General features: G+C 68.2%; 13 protein-coding genes and 2 pseudogenes. 7 read left to right on the top strand and 8 right to left on the bottom strand.

What is annotated here, in order from left to right; translation table 11 throughout:
- Positions 1-14 precede the first annotated feature (14 nt).
- A complete protein-coding gene (locus tag ACK3BB_RS08950; protein ID WP_428928375.1) occupies positions 15-1937 on the top strand; it encodes a cation:proton antiporter in 1923 nt (640 codons plus the stop codon).
- A 362-nt stretch (positions 1938-2299) separates the two neighbouring features.
- Here ACK3BB_RS08950 and ACK3BB_RS08945 read toward each other — a convergent pair whose 3' ends face one another.
- Both ACK3BB_RS08945 and cobT read right to left on the bottom strand, forming a co-directional pair.
- A complete protein-coding gene (locus ACK3BB_RS08945; protein ID WP_428928374.1) occupies positions 2300-3097 on the bottom strand; it encodes a MipA/OmpV family protein in 798 nt (265 codons plus the stop codon).
- Between the two features lie 130 nt (positions 3098-3227).
- Complete coding sequence (cobT, locus tag ACK3BB_RS08940) at positions 3228-4241, bottom strand: nicotinate-nucleotide--dimethylbenzimidazole phosphoribosyltransferase (RefSeq protein WP_428928373.1); 1014 nt, start codon at positions 4239-4241, stop codon at positions 3228-3230.
- Positions 4242-4316: 75 nt separating this feature from the next.
- Between cobT and cobS the strand changes: the two genes are divergently transcribed.
- Positions 4317-5072 (top strand): adenosylcobinamide-GDP ribazoletransferase, encoded by a 756-nt coding sequence (gene cobS, locus ACK3BB_RS08935; RefSeq protein ID WP_428928372.1) that lies wholly within the window; start codon positions 4317-4319, stop codon positions 5070-5072.
- 111 nt (positions 5073-5183) lie between these two features.
- Here cobS and ACK3BB_RS08930 read toward each other — a convergent pair whose 3' ends face one another.
- The 5 genes from ACK3BB_RS08930 to ACK3BB_RS08910 all read right to left on the bottom strand — a co-directional run bounded on the left by ACK3BB_RS08930 (position 5184) and on the right by ACK3BB_RS08910 (position 10512).
- Complete coding sequence (locus ACK3BB_RS08930) at positions 5184-5693, bottom strand: CarD family transcriptional regulator (protein WP_428928371.1); 510 nt, start codon at positions 5691-5693, stop codon at positions 5184-5186.
- A 299-nt stretch (positions 5694-5992) separates the two neighbouring features.
- A complete protein-coding gene (fdxA, locus tag ACK3BB_RS08925; RefSeq protein WP_428928370.1) occupies positions 5993-6331 on the bottom strand; it encodes a ferredoxin FdxA in 339 nt (112 codons plus the stop codon).
- Between the two features lie 103 nt (positions 6332-6434).
- Positions 6435-6857, bottom strand: a complete 423-nt coding sequence (locus ACK3BB_RS08920; protein WP_428928369.1) for an RNA-binding S4 domain-containing protein — start codon at positions 6855-6857, stop codon at positions 6435-6437.
- Between the two features lie 40 nt (positions 6858-6897).
- On the bottom strand, positions 6898-9960 hold the full coding sequence (locus ACK3BB_RS08915; protein ID WP_428928368.1) for a helicase-related protein: 3063 nt from the start codon (positions 9958-9960) through the stop codon (positions 6898-6900).
- A 36-nt stretch (positions 9961-9996) separates the two neighbouring features.
- Positions 9997-10512, bottom strand: coding sequence for a tetratricopeptide repeat protein (locus ACK3BB_RS08910; protein WP_428928705.1), 516 nt, complete (start codon positions 10510-10512; stop codon positions 9997-9999).
- A gap of 306 nt (positions 10513-10818) precedes the next feature.
- On the opposite strand from ACK3BB_RS08910, the gene ACK3BB_RS08905 reads away from it, so the two are divergent.
- The 5 genes and pseudogenes from ACK3BB_RS08905 to ACK3BB_RS08885 all read left to right on the top strand — a co-directional run.
- On the top strand, positions 10819-11109 hold the full coding sequence (locus ACK3BB_RS08905; protein WP_428928367.1) for an SCP2 sterol-binding domain-containing protein: 291 nt from the start codon (positions 10819-10821) through the stop codon (positions 11107-11109).
- Complete coding sequence (locus ACK3BB_RS08900) at positions 11109-12197, top strand: alpha/beta fold hydrolase (RefSeq protein ID WP_428928366.1); 1089 nt, start codon at positions 11109-11111, stop codon at positions 12195-12197. The genes ACK3BB_RS08905 and ACK3BB_RS08900 overlap by 1 nt, the downstream gene beginning before the upstream one ends.
- Positions 12198-12252: 55 nt before the next feature.
- Positions 12253-13341, top strand: a pseudogene (locus tag ACK3BB_RS08895) (ligase-associated DNA damage response exonuclease); the annotation flags it as partial.
- 197 nt (positions 13342-13538) lie between these two features.
- On the top strand, positions 13539-15131 hold the full coding sequence (locus ACK3BB_RS08890; RefSeq protein WP_428928365.1) for an ATP-dependent DNA ligase: 1593 nt from the start codon (positions 13539-13541) through the stop codon (positions 15129-15131).
- A 440-nt stretch (positions 15132-15571) separates the two neighbouring features.
- Positions 15572-16064 (top strand): annotated as a pseudogene (locus ACK3BB_RS08885) (transposase); the annotation flags it as partial.
- A gap of 275 nt (positions 16065-16339) precedes the next feature.
- On the opposite strand, the gene ACK3BB_RS08880 reads toward ACK3BB_RS08885, so the two are convergent.
- On the bottom strand, positions 16340-17245 hold the full coding sequence (locus ACK3BB_RS08880; protein ID WP_428928364.1) for a LysR family transcriptional regulator: 906 nt from the start codon (positions 17243-17245) through the stop codon (positions 16340-16342).
- Positions 17246-17274: the final 29 nt, after the last annotated feature.

Below are 17274 nucleotides of genomic sequence, written 5' to 3'. Positions count from 1 at the left end.
AAGGACCCGACGACATGGAAAGCTTTCTCTACCAGGCCACGATCTACCTGGCGACGGCCGTGCTGGCCGTGCCGATCGCCGCGCGGCTGGGGCTGGGATCGGTGCTGGGCTACCTGGCGGCGGGCATCATCGTCGGGCCGGTGCTGGGGCTGGTAGGGTCCGAGACAGAAAGCATCCAGCACGTGGCCGAGTTCGGCGTGGTCATGATGCTGTTCCTGATCGGGCTGGAACTGGACCCGCGCACGCTGTGGAACATGCGGACCAAGCTGATGGGGCTGGGCGCGCCGCAGGTCATTCTGACAGCGCTGGCGCTGATGGCCGTGACCATGGCCTTTGGCCAGGGCTGGGGGCCGGCGCTGTCGATCGGGCTGACCCTGGCGCTGTCCTCGACAGCCATCGTGCTGCAGACCCTGTCGGAAAAGGGGCTGACCCAGACCCAGGGCGGGCGCAGCGTGTTTTCCGTGCTGCTGACCCAGGACGTGGCCGTGATCCCGATCCTGGCCTTCCTGCCCCTGCTGTCGGCCACCGCCGTGCACCAGGGCCCGGCCCAGCGAGCGCGGGTGAACGACAGCGGCACGATCGAGCTGGCCGGGACCAATGGCGCCGAACACGGCGCCGGCCATGGGGCGGGTCATGGCGCCGAGCTGTCGCTGGTCGAAGGGCTGCCCGGCTGGGGCGTGACGCTGGTGACCCTGGCGGCGGTGGCGGCGGTGATCCTGGCCGGGATCTACCTGGTCCGGCCGCTGTTTCATTTCATCTATGTCTCGCGCCTGCGCGAGATGCATACGGCCGTGGCCCTGCTGATCGTGGTGGGCATTGCCTTCCTGATGACGCTGGTTGGCCTGTCACCGGCACTTGGCACATTCCTGGCCGGTGTCGTGCTGGCCAACAGCGAATTCAAGCACGAGATGGAAAGCGACCTGGAGCCGTTCAAGGGCTTGTTGCTGGGGCTGTTTTTCATCACCGTGGGCGCGGGCATCCAGTTCGGCGTGCTCTTTGGAGACCCGCTGCGCATCCTGGGCATGACGCTGCTGCTGATGGTGGCCAAGGGCGCGATCCTCTACCTGCTGGGGCGCACCTTTGGCCTGCGCCGGCGCGACCTGTGGCTGTTCACCCTGTCGCTGGCCCAGGCCGGGGAATTCGGTTTCGTGCTGATCTCGTTCTCGCTGCAGCAGAATGTGATCACAAATGCCGTGGGCGAGACGCTGTTGCTGGTCGTGGCGCTGTCGATGCTGATCACGCCGGCGCTGTTCATCCTGTATGACCGGCTGTCGCGGCGGATGACCGAGGCCAAGACCGTGCTGGAGCCCGATCCGATCACCGTCGAAGGCCCGGTGATCATTGCCGGCATCGGGCGGTTCGGCCAGATCGTGAACCGGCTGGTGCAGGCCAGCGGGATCCAGACGGTGGTTCTGGACCACGACATGGAGACGATCCAGCTGATGCGGCGGTTCGGCTTCAAGGGGTTCCTGGGCGATCCGACCCGGCCCGAGCTGTTGCGGGCGGCGGGGCTGGGCAAGGCGCGCATCCTGGTCGCGGCGATGGACGATCCCAAGAAGGTGACCCAGCTGGTGACCTATGCCCGGCGCGAGCGCCCCGACCTGCATATCATCGCCCGGGCCTATGACCGCAACCAAGTCTACGAGCTCTACCGGGCCGGGGCCAATGACATCGTGCGCGAGATGTTCGATTCGAGCCTGCGGGCCGGGCGTTACGTGCTGGAGAACGCCGGGTTGACCGAGTTCGAGGCGGCGACGGCGGAACAGACGTTCTACACCCACGACCGGCAGACGGTGCGCGAGCTGGCCGACCTGTGGGACCCCGAGGTGCCGACAACACAGAACGCGGCTTATATCGCGCGGGCGCGGGAGTTGCAGAAGGACCTGGAGACGGCGCTGATGTCGCGGGCCAGCGAGACGACGAAGAAATCGGCCTGAGGGGGCGAGAGGCTGTCTTGGCGGTACGGTCGGTAGGTGCGGCGCGCTGTTCAGGGTGCTGTGCCCGGCAGCGGACGGGGCAGCGCGCATTTTGGATTGTTGCGTCACGGTGGTGGGCAGAGGCGCCCGTTTCCGGGGTTCTGCGCCGTGGGCACGCCCTGTCCTGGATTGCTACGCTCGTGTCCCGCGTGTTGCGTCGTGGGGCGAAAGGGGCAGCGCCCTTTTCTGGGATATTGCGCGCCAGGGCGGGCCGACGGCCGGATATTTATGAAGAGAAAGAAGCAGGAGCGTGGCGCTCTGGCCGGAGGGGGGCGTGTTGGGGGCAACCGGGCAAAGGGCGGGGTGCCAGGCGGTTGGCAGGGTTACCAGGCGCGGGCGATGCCGATGCCGAAATAGAGCTGGTCGCGCGAAAGGGTGACCGGGCTGGAGCCGGCATCCTGGAGCAGGTAGGAATAGAGCAGCCCGGCGCCGACGGCCCATTCCCGGCTGACCGGCTGGACGAAGAGGGCCATGGCGCGGGCATCGCGCCAGCCCGGGCCGGCGGAATAGGACGGCAGGCCACTGAGCAGGGCATCCGCGGGGCTGACCGAGAAATAGGTATCCATGTAATCCTCGGAGCCCCATGAGGCGGCGGCGGCCAGGCCGAAGGCGCCGTAGCGGCCGACGGGCAGCCAGCGGCGGATGCCGAAATCGGCGACCATCCCGCCATGGGCTCCGGTGACATCCTGAAGGGCGCCAAAGTTGAAGCGCCAGCGGTCGCGCGGATCGGGGCCTCCGAATTCATAGGCGAGGAAGCCGCCGAGATCGACCGACATGTCGACATCCGGCAGGGCGTCGATCTGAGGGTTGTCGACGTTGCGCCGGCCGAAGCGCAGGATGCCGGCCGGGCCGGCCTGCCAGCGGCCATGGTGCATCAGGTTGATGCTGAGGTAATTGGCCTGAAGGCTGACATATTGCGACCCGAGATCGAGTTGGACGGCAGGGGCCACGGCAACGGTGTCTTCGTCCGAGCCGAGATAGCGCGGGCCGCGGCCTACGCCCAGCAGGGCGAAATCGGGGAAATTGGGCACGTCGAGCAGCGGGCTTTCGGCGCGGGTGGGCGCCGGCAGGAGCTGGGCGGTCATCAGGCCCAAGGCCAAGGCGATGGTTCTGATCTTCATGTTGCCTGCCCCGTTGTCGTGATCGCGGCCGTTGCCCCGGCCATTGTGGTGTTCGAAGTCCGGCCGATCATAACCGGGCCCGGAGGCCCGGCAAGCGCGATCAGGGGGGCCGGACCGGGCTTTGGGCCGTTCAGCCGGCCGAGACGCCGGCTTCGGCGAAGGTGGCCATGCCGGAATGGCAGGCCAGCGCGGCCTTGAGCAGCGGGATGGCCAGCGCCGCGCCCGAGCCCTCGCCCAGCCGCAGGCCCAGGGACAGCAGAGGGGTCTTGCCGAGCCGGTCGAGCACGGCGGCATGGGCGCCTTCGGCGCTGCAATGACCGGCGATGGCATGATCGAGCGCGCCGGGCGCGGCAGCGTCGAGCGTGGCGGCCGCGGCGCAGCAGATGAACCCATCGAGGATGACGGGAATGCGATGGGCGCGGGCGGCGGCGATGGCGCCGGCCATGGCGGCCAGTTCGCGCCCGCCGAGGCAAGCCAGGATGGCCAGCCCGTCGCCGGCGGCACCGTGGCGGGCCACGCCATCGGCCACGACCTGTGTCTTGAGCGCCAGGGCGGCATCGTCCACCCCGGTGCCACGGCCGGTCCAGTCACCGGCCTCGCCGCCGAAGAGCGCCAGGGCGATGGCCGCGGCCGGAGTGGTGTTGCCGATGCCCATCTCGCCCACGACCAGCAGGTCGCTGGCAGGATCGACGGCCTGCCAGCCCAGGGCCAGGGCGGCGACGCAATCGGCCTCGGTCATGGCCGGGCCTTCGGTGAAATCGGCGGTCGGGCGGTCGAGGTCCAAGGCATGGACATCCATCCGGGCGCCGGCCTCGCGGGCGAGTTGGTTGATCGCCGCGCCGCCGGCCCGGAAATTGGCCACCATCTGGACGGTGACATCGGGCGGAAAGGCCGAGACGCCGCGGGCGGCGACGCCATGGTTGCCGGCAAAGACGATGACCTGGGGCGCGGTGATCACCGGGCGCGGGTCCGCCCGCCAGCCGGCATACCAGGCGGCCAGGTCCTCGAGACGGCCGAGCGCGCCGGGGGGCTTGGTCAGCTGGGTGTTGCGGTCCCGGGCGCCATCGATGGCCGGCTGGTCGGGCGCGGGGGCCCGGGACAGCAGGGTGCGGAATTCGTCGAGCGTGGTGAAGGGAGCCGTCATCGGGGACCTCGTTGCATCCTGTCGGTGCGAGGTGTTTAACGGCCCAGATCCTCGCGACAAGAGCCGAGCCGCAACATGCGCAGAATTCGCCCCCTGATGGATATCGGCGTGGCCCTGGCCCTGCTGACCCGGCTGCCCCTGCCCCGCCTGCCCGACGGAGCGTTCGACGGCCAGGCCCGGGCGGCCTGGGCCTTTCCGCTGGTGGGGCTGGTCGTGGCGCTTCTGGCCGGGGGCGCCGGGCTGGCCGGGCTGGCCATCGGCCTGCCGGCCGGGGTGGCCGCCGGGCTGGTGCTGGTGGTGCAGGTCATGGCCACCGGGGCGATGCACGAGGACGGGCTGGCGGACACGGCGGACGGGCTCTGGGGCGGGATGACGCCTGAGCGGCGGCTGGAGATCATGCGCGACAGCCGGATCGGCACCTATGGGCTGCTGGCGCTCGTGCTGTCGGTGGGGCTGCGCTGGCAGGCGCTGGCCGTGTTGCTGCCCATGGGGATCGTGCCGCTGATTCTGGCCGAAGTGGTTTCGCGGGCGATGGTGACGGTGCTGATGACCGCCCTGCCCCATGCGCGCAAGGACGGGCTGGCGCGCCACGTGGGCCAGCCGCCGGCCTGGCCGGTGGGGCTGGCCCTGGGGCTGGCGGCGGTGGTGACGGCCGGGCTGGGCGGGGTGGCGGCGCTGGCCTGGGCGCTGATCGGGCCGGGTCTGCTTGTCGCCCCCTTGCTGGGGCGCCTCGCGATGCACCGGCTGGGCGGCCAGACCGGCGACATCCTGGGGGCGACTCAGCAGCTGACCGCGTTGGCCGTGTTGCTGGGTGCGCTGATCGCGGCTTGAGGGCGGGGCCGGCGCGACACAGCAGGACAGAAATACAGCAGGGCAGAAACGACAAAGGCCGCGCCCGGGCGCGGCCTTGTTTTTGCGGACGGCGCTATGCCGGCGGGCGGATCAGGCCGCGCGCGACATCAGCACATCGTCGACCTTCTTGGCCGCGGCAACCTCGTCGCTGCCCGACACGGCGGCAACTTCGCGGGTCAGCCGTTCGAGCGCGGCTTCGTAGAGCTGGCGTTCCGAATAGCTCTGCTCGCGCTGGTCATCGGTGCGGTGCAGGTCGCGGACCACCTCGGCGATCGAGATCAGATCGCCCGAATTGATCTTCTGTTCGTATTCCTGAGCCCGGCGCGACCACATGGCCCGCTTGACCTTGGCCTTGCCCTTGAGCGTGGTCATGGCCTTGGAAATCACGTCCGGCGAGGACAGCGAGCGCATCCCGATCTCGGTGGCCTTGGCGGTGGGCACCCGCAGGGTCATCTTGTCCTTTTCGAAGGAAATAACGAAAAGCTCCAGCTTGATGCCGGCGACTTCCTGCTCCTCGATCGACATGATCTGGCCAACGCCATGCGCCGGGTATACCACGTAGTCATTGGGGCGGAATTCGAGCTTCTTCGATTTACTCATTCAAGTTTTTCCTTGCTTGACGGCCGGAGCAGGCGACAAAGATCCGCAGGCCGGGAAACTTGATATCCCGTCCAGCGGTTCTGATGGATCGATGTTAGCCGTCCCTGAGTGGCAGCAAGATGTGGACAGCTCCGGCCGTAGGCTTCGTTGAACCTGCCTTATACCACAAAATTGGCGCCCGGAAAAGGCGAGTGGACCGGCGGCAGGCCGGGATATGATCAAACCACGGGCGATTCACCGCCGATTTGCGGCAAACCGGGCCCGAAACGTTGCGGCACCTGGCGCCGCGGGCGAATCGCTCAGCCGCCCTCGCCAGGGGCTTCGGAGAAGTATTTCTCGAGCTTGCCCTCTTCGCCGTCATGCTTTTCGTAATCGGGCATCGGGTCCTTCTTCGAGATGATCACCGGCCAGAGTTCCGAATACTTGCGGTTGAATTCGACCCATTCTTCCATGTCCGGCTCGGTATCCGGGCGGATGGCGTCGGCCGGGCATTCGGGTTCGCAGACACCGCAGTCGATGCATTCGTCAGGATGGATCACCAGCGTGTTTTCACCTTCGTAGAAACAGTCCACGGGGCAGACTTCCACGCAATCGGTGTACTTGCAGTTGATGCAGTTGTCGGTGACGACATAGGTCATTTGGCTCGGGCTTCCGTATCGGCTGACGGAGTGTAGCTAGAACAGGTTTCGGGGGGGTTCAAGGCAATGGCCGCCAGAAAAATCACGGTCGGAACGTTGACCTTCAGAAAGCCTCATCCGTGGAACCTGTGTCCTTCAAGGCGTCTATTGCACGACGATTTCGTTTGGTCGGCCGGGCGCCGACACGCTCGGCTGCGGGGGGCGACTCGGGGGTGAGATCGTCATAGAGCGCCCGGGCTTCGGGGGCCGGGCCACGACGATGGCCCAGGGCCAGCACGCGGACGACGCGGATTTCGCGGCCCTGGGGAAAGGTCAGGACATCGCCGGGGGTGACGGGTTGGGCGGGTTTGGTCACGCGGTCGCCGTTCAGCCGGACATGGCCGTCAGAGACCTGGCGCGCGGCCAGGCTGCGGGTCTTGTAGAAACGGGCCTGCCAGAGCCACTTGTCGATGCGCAGCTTGCCGCCGGGCAATGTCGGGCCGGTCGGCGGGGTGCCATCCTGGGGATGCGGGGCGGGATCGCTCATGGCCGGCCGGGGCCAGCCGCAGGATCCCGCCCGCGCATGGTCACTTGTCCGACTTGTCGTCCTTCAGCGCCATCAGGGCGGCGGCGAAGGGGTTGTCGGGGTCGATCTTCTTTTCCTGGCGCGGCGGGCGGGCGCTGTAGGTCTTGGCGCCCTTCTGCTGGTCGCGCGGACCGTCGCGGCCCTTGCGGCCCTGGGGCTTGCCACCGTCGCGGCGAGGTTTGCCCCCGCCCTTGCGGCCCTGCGGCTTGCCGCCCGAGGCATCCCGGTCGCGGTCACCACCACCCCGGCGCTGGCCGCGCTGGCCCTGGCCGGAAGGGCGCTGACGGCCCCAGGTGAAGGTATAGAAGACCTCGGATTCGGGGGCTGCTTCGGCTGTGGCGTCGCCGGGTGCATCTGCTGCGGCCTCGGCTGCCGGCTCTGCGACGGGCTCGGCCGCGGGCTCGGGCGTTTCCACCGGCGCATCAGCGGGTTCCGCCGGGGGTTCGGCCGGTTCCGCGGGGGTCTCGGCCGTTTCCGCGGGCACTTCGGCGGCGTCTGCCCGGGCTTCGGCGGTATCTGCCGGGGCCTCGGTTGCCTCTGCCGGTGCCTCGGCGGCGGCGGCAGGGGTTTCAGCCGGGGTTTCGGTGTTGTCAGGCGCGGCGTCGGCGGCTGCCGGCTCGCCGGGCTCTTGCGTGCCCGTCTCGCCACCTTCGGCAGCGGCGGGGGCTTCGGCCGCCGGGGCCGGCTTGACCTTGACCCGCTCGCCCTTCTCGGCGCGATAGCCCAGGCCTTCCATCAGGTTGGCGAATTGCTCCAGCGTCATGCCGGTGATCGACAGCATGTCGGCCTTGGCCTCGAAACCGCCGCGGCTGTCTTCGGAGCGCAGCATGTCGGCCAGCCGTTCCAGCATGTCGATGCGGATCGCCCGTTCGCCCGCCGCGCGATAGCCGGCCATGGCGTGATAGCCATCGGCCGCGCCGGTGTCGGCGGGCACGGTCACCAGCCCCGGGGGCGGTGCTTCGGGGAATTCGGACAGACCGCCCGCCAGGCCCCACAGCACCAGCCGCAGCCGGGTCGGCGCGGGCTTGAGCAGGAGCGGCATGAAGATCGTGAACTGGCCGAACCGGATGCCATGCTTGCGCAGCAGCCCGCGCGCATCCTGGTCCAGGTCCTTGACCTCCTGCGCGACATCGGCGCGCGGGATGATCCCCAGGTTCTCGACCATGCGGAAGGCAAAGCCCCGGGCCAGCCCGGTCATCGCCTCGTCCTTCTGCATGTTCAGCAGCGGTTCGAACAGCGCGGCGACCTTGCGGTCGATGAAATGCTGCAACCGGCGCTGGACCTTGGCCGCCACGTCGGGGCCCGCGGCCTCGTCGACAAAGACCTCGACCTGCGGCTTGAGCGGTTCCGCCCCGGCCACCAGCTTGCCGACGGCGGCATCGCCCCACATCAGCCCGCCCTGTTCGGTAAAGTCGATCTCGGTGTCGGGCGCGTTGTAGAACCGATCCGCCCGCAGGTGGAAATGCGGCACCAGCGCCTGAACCGACGCCGCCTTGAGCGTCTTTGCCTCGGGTCCCTGGGCGGCCTTGTCGGGCGCAAACCGGAATCCATCAAGACGGCCGACGAATTCGCCCTCGACCGTCACTTCCCCTTTGTCGTTCACTTCGGCCAAAAGGGCCTCCTTCTGCTTGAGCCGGCGCAGCAACACGGATGTACGCCGGTCCACAAATCTCTGGGTCAGGCGCTCATGCAGCGCATCGGACACCCTGTCTTCTACAGCGCGGGATTCCTCCCGCCAATGACTTTCATCCTCGACCCAGCCCTTCCGCTGGGCCACGTAGGTCCATGTGCGGATAAAGGCCAGCCGTTTGGACAGTGTGTCTATGTCGCCATCGGTCCGATCGATGCGCCGGATCTGGCGGGCCATGAAATCATGGGGCACCGCGCCGCGTTCGTGCAGATGACCATAGATAACCTCGAGCAGCCCGGCATGTTCCGCATGGCTGATTCCCCGGAAATCGGGGATGCGGCAGACATCCCACAACAGCCGGACCGACGGCCCGTCGGTCGCCCTGGCCTGCACTTCGGCCACGCTGCCCAGCATTTTCAGGGCGGTCAGGTCGTCGGATTCGCGGGCCCGCACCAGGGTTTCGCCCGGGGGTGATTCCTCGAGCGAGGCGATCAGCCGCTCGATCGAGCCGAAGCTCAGCGCCGCATTCCTCCAGTTGAGTTTCTTCAGAGGCGTGAACCGGTGATCCATGATCGCCCCGGCCACGCCATCGTCCAGCGGCGAGGCCTCGCCGGTCACGCCGAAGGTGCCGTTCTTCATGCCCCGCCCGGCCCGGCCGGCGATCTGGGCCAGCTCGTTGGGCGCCAGCGGGCGCATGCGCCGGCCGTCGAACTTGGTCAGGGCCGAAAAGGCCACGTGGTCGATATCGAGGTTCAGGCCCATGCCGATGGCATCGGTGGCCACCAGGTAATCGACCTCGCCGTTCTGATAGAGGGCCACCTGGGCATTGCGCGTGCGCGGCGACAGCGCGCCCATCACCACGGCCGCCCCGCCCTTCTGGCGGCGGATCAGCTCGGCGATGGCATAGACATTGTCGACCGAGAACCCGACGATCGCCGAGCGCGCGGGCATGCGGCTGATCTTCTTGGCCCCGGCATAGAGCAGCTGGCTCATCCGCTCACGGTAGACAAAGCTGGCCTCGGGCACCAGTTCGCGGATCGGCCCGCGCATCGTGTCCGAGCCCAGGAAAACCGTTTCGCTCAGGCCCCGCGCGCGCAGCAGCCGGTCGGTAAAGACATGGCCCCGCTCGGGATCGGCACACAGCTGGATCTCGTCGACGGCCAGAAAATCCACGCCCATGCCCTCGGGCATGGCCTCGACCGTGCAGACCCAGTACTGGGTGCGCGGCGGCACGATGCGTTCCTCGCCGGTGACCAGCGCCACGACCGACGGGCCGCGCAGCTCGACGATGCGGTCATAGACCTCGCGGGCCAGCAGGCGCAGGGGAAGGCCGATCACACCGGTCCGATGCCCGAGCATGCGCTCGATGGCGTAGGTGGTCTTGCCTGTGTTGGTCGGGCCGAGGACGGCCACAACCCGGGATGACCCGGTCATCTTCATCGTCTCCGCATCGTCTCCGCGCCGGGCGGGTTAGAGCGTTTGGCCTTCGACGCGGGGACGGAGGCGGTCCAGGGCTTCACTTACGTCCTCGAAATGCGGATGTATAGCCTTGGCACGCAGATAGGCCTCGTAGGCGCGTTTTTCATCCCCGAAGGTCTCAAGGATCGTGCCGAGGCCAAAGATTGCCCGGTAATTGTTGGGATTGAGCGACAATGCCCGTTCCAGGTCGGCCACGGCCGGGCCGTAGAGATCGGCGCGGAAATAGGCCGTGGCCCGGGCATGCCAGCCTTCGGCGAAGTCGGGCGCATGGTCGGTCAGGGCGGTGAGGTGTTCGATGGCGCCGTCCAGGTCGGCGACCTCAAGCGCGTCGCGCCCACGCTTGAACAGCAGGTCCATGGCCGGCGATCCGCTCTTGCGCCAGAGCGCCAGCAATTCGCGGTCGACGGCAATGGCCTCGGCCGCATCGGCCCGGGCCAGCCGGCGCAACAGGGCGGATTCGTCGGCCTGGCCCGAAGGCACGGCGATGTCTTCCTCGGGAAAGGCCATCTGCGGCTCGGCCGGCACCTGCGGGCGGGTCGAGGGCGCGTTGCCCGGATCACCGTCCGGCCCGGCCCCGGGGGCCTCGGGCGGGATCTCTGCAGGGGCCTGCTGGGCCATCGCCGGCCCCTGCCCCACCAGCAAAGCCGGACCCAGGGCCACAAGGATCGCCGGCGCCGGGGCAACAAGGCCCGTGGCAAATGCCGTGACGATTCCTTTGAGTTTGGGATATGTTGGTTTCATAACATATTTGAGTGTAACCAAGCGCGCCGCGATTACCAGACACGGCTGCGTCAATTTGAGGGACCCTTGAACATGAGCGAATTCCTGCAGGACATCCTGGAAGAGCTGAAACCGCGCCTGGAAGAAGCCAGCTTTGACGGCAGCGCCAAGCTGGCCATCGAGGACGAAGGCGCCATCGTCTTCACCTCGGACAGTGCCGAGATCTCGGATGCCGATGCGGACGTGACCATGTCGACCGATGCCGACACCGTGCGGGCCATGTTCAACAAGGAACTCGACCCGACCGCGGCCTTCATGTCGGGCAAGCTGGCCATCGACGGCGACATGGGCCTGGCGATGCAGCTGGCCGCGGTGCTGGGCTGATGCAGATCCAGGCCGCCCCGCTCTTCGAGGATATCGCCCCCGGACCTGCGGGCGGGGCGGCCTGGTGGCTCAAGACGGCCGACGGCGTGCGCATCCGCATCGCCGCCTGGCCCTGTGACGTAGCCGACGATGCCGCGCATGGCGCGGCAGATGACCCGGCCGACATCACGCCGGACGGCGCAACCAGGGACGGGGCGGTCGGCGCAGCCGACACCCCCCCGAACAACGGCACAAGCGCCGGGGCAAAAGGCACCGTGCTGCTGTTCCCCGGGCGCACCGAATATGTCGAGAAATACGGCGATGCCGCCCGTGAATTCGCCGCCCGGGGCTATGCCACACTGGCCATCGACTGGCGCGGCCAGGGCCTGGCCGACCGGCTGGTGCCCGACACCCGCGTGGGCCACGTGGAATGGTTCAGCGACTACCAGATCGACACCGATGCCGTGATCGAGGCCCTGGCCCATCTCGACCTGCCCCGGCCGTTTCACCTGATCGGCCATTCCATGGGCGGGGCCATCGGGCTGAACGCCCTGATGAACGGGCTCGACGTGGCCACGGCCTGTTTCACCGGGCCGATGTGGGGCATTTCCATCGCGCCGGTCGTCCGCCAGATCGGCTGGACCCTGGCCGTCATGGCGCCCAAGGTCGGCTTTGGCCACAAGCTGCCGCCGTCGACGCGCTATGAAAACTATGTCACCAACACGGCCTTCGAGGGCAATGCCCTGACCCGGGACCGCGAGATGTACGACATGATGCGCGCCCAGATCGCCGCCCATCCCGAGCTGGCCATCGGCGGGCCAACCCTGACATGGCTGCGCGAGGCGTTGAGCATCACCCGGGCCATGGCCGCGCGCCCGGCCCCGGCCCTGCCCTGCCTGACCTTCGTCGGCGCGGCCGAGCGCATCGTCGACGTCGAGCGCATCCGCACGCGCATGGCCGCCTGGCCCGGCGGCGAGCTGGTCGTCGTGCCCGAGGCCGAGCACGAGGTCATGATGGAAGTCCCGGCCACCCGCCGGATGATCTTTGACCGCATGGTCGCCCATTTCGACTCCGCCCCGGCCCCGGCCGACACCGCGCGCACGGCCTGACCCGGCCCCTTGGCCCGCACTGGACCGGGCGGACAAAGGCGCTAGGCTTCGCCCCATGCGCACGCCTGTCCTCAGCTTTACCGATCGCGGGATCTATTGCCCGGCCGGCGATTTCTTCGTCGATCCCTGGCGGCCGGTGCCCCGGGCGCTGATCACCCATGGCCATGCCGATCACGCCCGCCCGGGCATGGGCGCCTACCTGGCCACCGGTGCCGCCGCCCCGGTGCTGCGCCACCGGCTGGGCCGCGACATCGCGCTTGATACCATCGCCTATGGCGAGACCCGCCGTCTGGGCGGAGCAAGCGTGTCCTTCCACCCCGCCGGCCATGTGCCCGGCTCGGCCCAGATCCGCATCGAGGTGGGCGGCGAGGTTTGGGTTGTCTCCGGCGATTACAAGACCGCGCCCGACGGGCTGTCCGAGCCCTTTGAGCCGGTGCCCTGTCACACGTTCATCAGCGAATGCACCTTCGGCCTGCCGGTCTTTCGCTGGCAGGACCAGGCGCGGATCGCCGACCAGCTCGCGGCCTGGTGGCAGGCCGCCCGCGAGGCCGGCCAGACCCCGGTGCTGGGCGCCTATTCCCTGGGCAAGGCGCAGCGGCTGCTGTCGCTGCTGGACCCCGGCCAGGGCCCGATCCTGACCCATGGCGCGGTCGAGGCCACGACGGCCATCCTGCGCGACCAGGGTTATGACCTGCCCGAGACGGTGCCCGTCACGCCCGACACCCGGCCGGCAGATCACCCCGGCGCGCTGGTTCTCTGCCCCCCGGCGGCCATGGGCACAAGCTGGTCCCGGCGCTTCGGCCCTGTCTCGACGGGCTTTGCCTCGGGCTGGATGCAGCTGCGGGGCATCCGCCGCCGGCGGGCGGCCGACCGGGGCTTCGTGATCTCGGACCATGCCGATTGGGACGGGCTGAACGCGGCGATCACGGCCACCGGGGCCGAGACGATCTATGTCACCCATGGCTATACCGAGATCTTCAGCCGCTGGCTCGTCGACCAGGGCCACGACGCCCGCATCCTGCCCACCGAGTTCGGCCAGGACGAAGATGGCGATGCGCCGGCGCCTGTCGATCCGGCCGCAGGTGTCCAGGGCGACACCAACGCTCCCGTCCCGGGCGACACCAACGCTCCCGTCCCGGGCGACATTGATGCGCACGTCCCGGGCGACATTGATGCGCACGTCCCGGGCGACAATGACCCGCCCGTCCCGCACGACAGTGACGCACCCGCCGCCGGCGACACCGACACTCCCATCCGGGACGACACCAACGGCCCCGCCCCGGGCGACACCAACACCTCCGCCGCCTCCCCCCACGGGGCCGCCAAACCACCGGCCGTTTCATGAAGGACTTCGCCCGGCTCTTCACCCGCATCGACCAGACCACGCGCACCACCGCCAAGGTCGCCGCCCTGGCCGATTACCTGGCCACCGCACCCGATGACGACCGGCTCTGGACCGTTGCGCTGTTCTCCGGCCGCCGCCCCAGGCGCAGCGTCACCACCACCCGCCTGCGCGAATGGGCCGCCGCCCGGGCCGGCCTGCCCCTCTGGCTCTTCGAGGAATGTTACCCCGTCGTCGGAGACCTGGCCGAGACCATCGCCCTCATCCTGCCCCCGCCCTCGCGCCATTCCGACCTGTCGCTGTCGCACTGGATCACAACCCTGACCGCCCTGTCCGACCGTCCCGAGGACCAGCGCCGCGCCGCCGTGCTGGACGCCTGGGACCAGCTCGACCCGACCGAACGCTTCCTCTTCAACAAGCTCCTGACCGGCGGCTTCCGCATCGGCATCAGCCAAAAGCTGATGACCCGCGCCCTGGCCCGGGCCACCGGCCGGGACGAGGCCGAGCTGGCCCACCGCCTGATGGGCGACTGGACACCGACCACCACGACCTGGGACGCGCTGGTCCATGCCGAGAACCCCGCCGCCGATGCCTCGCGCCCCTATCCGTTCTGTCTGGCCCACGGGCTGGACGGCCCGGCCGAGGCGCTCGGCCCGCCCGGCGACTGGCACGCCGAATGGAAATGGGACGGCATCCGCGGCCAGCTGATCCTGCGCGGGGGCACCCATTACACCTGGTCGCGGGGCGAAGAGCTGATGACCGACCGCTTCCCCGAGCTGGCCCGGGCGGTGGATTTCCTGCCCCCCGGCACCGTGCTCGACGGCGAGATCCTGGCCTGGGCCGATGGCCGGCCCCTGCCCTTCTCGGCCCTGCAGAAACGCATCACCCGCAAGAGCGTGCCGAAATCGCTGCTGGCCAGCGCGCCGGTGCTGATCTGCGCCTATGACCTGTTGGAAGACAACGGCCACGACCTGCGCGACCGGCCCTTTGCCGAGCGCCGCGCCCGGCTCGAAACCCTGGCCGCCGACCTGCCCGCCGATGCCCCGGTGCGCCTGTCGCCCGGCCTGGCCTTTGCCGACTGGTCCGACCTGGCCACCCTGCGCGCCACCGCCCGCGACCACCAGGCCGAGGGGCTGATGCTGAAACGCCGCGACAGCCCCTACCACGCCGGCCGGCGCAAGGGCGATTGGTGGAAATGGAAGCTGGACCCGCTGACCATCGACGCGGTGATGATCTATGCCCAGGCGGGCCATGGCCGCCGCGCCAACCTGTTCACCGATTTCACCTTTGCGGTGCGCCGGGGCGATGAATTCGTGCCGTTCACCAAGGCCTATTCCGGCCTGACCGATGCCGAATTCGCCGAGATCACGACCTGGGTGCGCAAGAACACCCTCAACCGCTTCGGCCCGGTCCGCCAGGTGCCACCCCATCATGTCTTCGAAATTGCTTTCGAGGGCATCCAGCCCTCGCCGCGCCACAAGTCCGGCGTCGCCCTGCGCTTCCCCCGCATCTCGCGCTGGCGCCGGGACAAGCCCGTGACCGAGGCCAACGATTTCGACGACCTGAAGGCGCTCCTGGCGCAATACGGCTGATCATCGCGCCAAGACCTTGCTTCTTTCGTTCTCCAAGTGTCCGGCCCGCCTACCGCCTCGGGTCGCACCATCAACGCTCTTGCCGCATGACCGCCCGGGCCCGGCACCTCGCCCAGCCAGTCGAGGAACACGTTCAACCGCCTCAGACCCGAAGACCGCGTCAGGTAGAGCGCCCTGATGTACAGCGGTGCGGCGTCCTTCCAGCCAGTCGGGAAACGGCGGCACCAGCCGGCCTGCTCCGATCTCGCCGCCGACCTTGCGATCCGAAGACCCCACGATGCCCATCCCCCAGCACCAGCTCACGCACGGCCTCGCCAATGACCGCATGCACCGACGGCGAATGCCCGACCGCCCCGACACCTCGGAACCGCAGCGTGTTGATATCGTCCGGCCCCGTGATCCGAACCTGGGCCAAACGGGCAAGGTCCTGCGGCAAACGCGGCACGACCGTGCCGCGCCCAAAGACATCGGGCAACCGGGGATAGGGCATGTATGTGAAGGCTGACTTCGCCCGTGATCTGGCCAGCGATGCCTATCTCTGCCCGGCCGGAGCAGAGCTGACCTGCCGCTACACGTGCAAGGAGCACGGGCTGCGGGCCGGCCGCTACTGGACCAATGAATGCCAGCATTGTCCGGGTCGTCACCGGCCCACCAGTAGCAAGGAGCGCGGGATCACCCGCTGGGAGCATGAGCACCTTGTCGATGCGATGCGCAAAGGACCGGGGTGGGGAGGCGGACCCGATGACCTACGCCGCTGCACCGGTGAACACCCGCTCCCCAGCCTCAAGGCCTGGATGGGGCACACCCATTTCCTGACGCGGCGGCTGAAGAACGTCCGCACCGAAATCGGCGCTGAATGTACTGGCCTACGACATCAAGCGGGTGGTCGCGTTGGTCGGCATCCAGGGCCTGATGCGGGCCATTGCCGCTTGATCGGGGACTACTGTTTTGAGTTTAGGTGCCCCAGCACTGCCTACAAAGGCTTGGCGGGTCGCCATCTGCACCAGGCGATGTCTGCGGCTGCTGAAAGCGAGCAGCCTGGCCAACCAGCAGCTGAAAACCCCTGGCGGCCCGTTTTCACACATCCTCGACCCATAACTGACCTAGGCGGATGACCACAGGCAGCTCTTGGCGTCGGACATTGGCACTTGCAGTTGCTCCCGTTGACCACCCTAGCGGCACCCCAAGACAACCGCGCGTTCACCCTGTCATCCCAGCGGGCGCAGCTCCCGGATCAGATCGACCAGAAGACGCACGCCGTTGGGGACCTGCCTGCGACTGGGGTAGTAGATGTGGAAGCCCTCTCCACTGGCGGACCAGTCATCCAGGACGGTCACGAGATGCCCCTCGTCGACATGGCGCTTGACATCCCATTCGGTCATGTAGATCAGCCCGGCCCCCTGCAGAGCCAGCTTCAAGGCCGTTGCACCCTCATCGAGGATGATCGGCCCGGATACATCGATCTCCAGATCCTTGCCATCCTGCTCGAATTCCCAACGGTACAGCGTCTGGTTGCCCAGCCTGATCTGCATGCACCGGTGGGCCTTGAGATCATGCGGGGTCTTGGGCGTTCCATGTTCGGCGAAATAATCGGGTGCTCCAGCCACGATCCAGCGAGCATCGGGGGACAGGCGACGCGCGATCATGTCTGCGGGAAGCGTGGCCCCGAACCGGATACCAGCATCGAAGCCTTCGCCCACCACGTCCAGCATCTGGTTCGTGACGCTCAGTTCCACCGTGATGTCGGGATAGCGCCGGATGAATTCGGGCAGGACCGGCGCCAGCAGCAGGTCGGCGGCCCCCACCAGAACGTTCAGCCTAATGTGGCCCGTGGGCGCGTCTCGATGGAGGTTGAGACGCTCCATCGCGTGCCCAATCGCCCCAAAAGGTTCCTCCAGGTCGCGGCGCAGCTCCTCTCCGGCCACCGTCAGCGTCACGCTTCGGTTGGTCCGGTTCAGCAGGCGTACGCCGAGACGTCCTTCGAGACCCTTGATCGCATGGCTGACGGCAGAGGCGGTGATCCCCAGCTCGACCCCGGCCTGTCGGAAATTCTGATGTTTCGCGACGACAAGAAAGTAGGTCAGATCCGGCAGGTCAGATCGGTTGTTGCGCACTTGAAGGCCTCTCGAACGGCATGAACGGC

It is taken from the genome of Marinibacterium sp. SX1 (assembly GCF_050389775.1).
Classification (GTDB): domain Bacteria; phylum Pseudomonadota; class Alphaproteobacteria; order Rhodobacterales; family Rhodobacteraceae; genus Marinibacterium.
Note: the sequence above shows the minus strand (reverse complement) of the source record. Positions and strands in the feature narration are given on the sequence as shown.

Bases quoted from the DNA above. Each gene is read 5' to 3' on its own strand.
- ACK3BB_RS08930 (WP_428928371.1), bottom strand. From the start codon at position 5,693: ATGAGTAAATCGAAGAAGCTCGAATTCCGCCCCAATGACTACGTGGTA.
- ACK3BB_RS08920 (WP_428928369.1), bottom strand. From the start codon at position 6,857: ATGAGCGATCCCGCCCCGCATCCCCAGGATGGCACCCCGCCGACCGGC.
- fdxA (WP_428928370.1), bottom strand. From the start codon at position 6,331: ATGACCTATGTCGTCACCGACAACTGCATCAACTGCAAGTACACCGAT.
- ACK3BB_RS08890 (WP_428928365.1), top strand. From the start codon at position 13,539: ATGAAGGACTTCGCCCGGCTCTTCACCCGCATCGACCAGACCACGCGC.
- ACK3BB_RS08950 (WP_428928375.1), top strand. From the start codon at position 15: ATGGAAAGCTTTCTCTACCAGGCCACGATCTACCTGGCGACGGCCGTG.
- ACK3BB_RS08915 (WP_428928368.1), bottom strand. From the start codon at position 9,960: ATGACCGGGTCATCCCGGGTTGTGGCCGTCCTCGGCCCGACCAACACA.
- ACK3BB_RS08945 (WP_428928374.1), bottom strand. From the start codon at position 3,097: ATGAAGATCAGAACCATCGCCTTGGCCTTGGGCCTGATGACCGCCCAG.
- ACK3BB_RS08905 (WP_428928367.1), top strand. From the start codon at position 10,819: ATGAGCGAATTCCTGCAGGACATCCTGGAAGAGCTGAAACCGCGCCTG.
- cobT (WP_428928373.1), bottom strand. From the start codon at position 4,241: ATGACGGCTCCCTTCACCACGCTCGACGAATTCCGCACCCTGCTGTCC.
- ACK3BB_RS08900 (WP_428928366.1), top strand. From the start codon at position 11,109: ATGCAGATCCAGGCCGCCCCGCTCTTCGAGGATATCGCCCCCGGACCT.
- ACK3BB_RS08910 (WP_428928705.1), bottom strand. From the start codon at position 10,512: ATGGCCTTTCCCGAGGAAGACATCGCCGTGCCTTCGGGCCAGGCCGAC.
- cobS (WP_428928372.1), top strand. From the start codon at position 4,317: ATGCGCAGAATTCGCCCCCTGATGGATATCGGCGTGGCCCTGGCCCTG.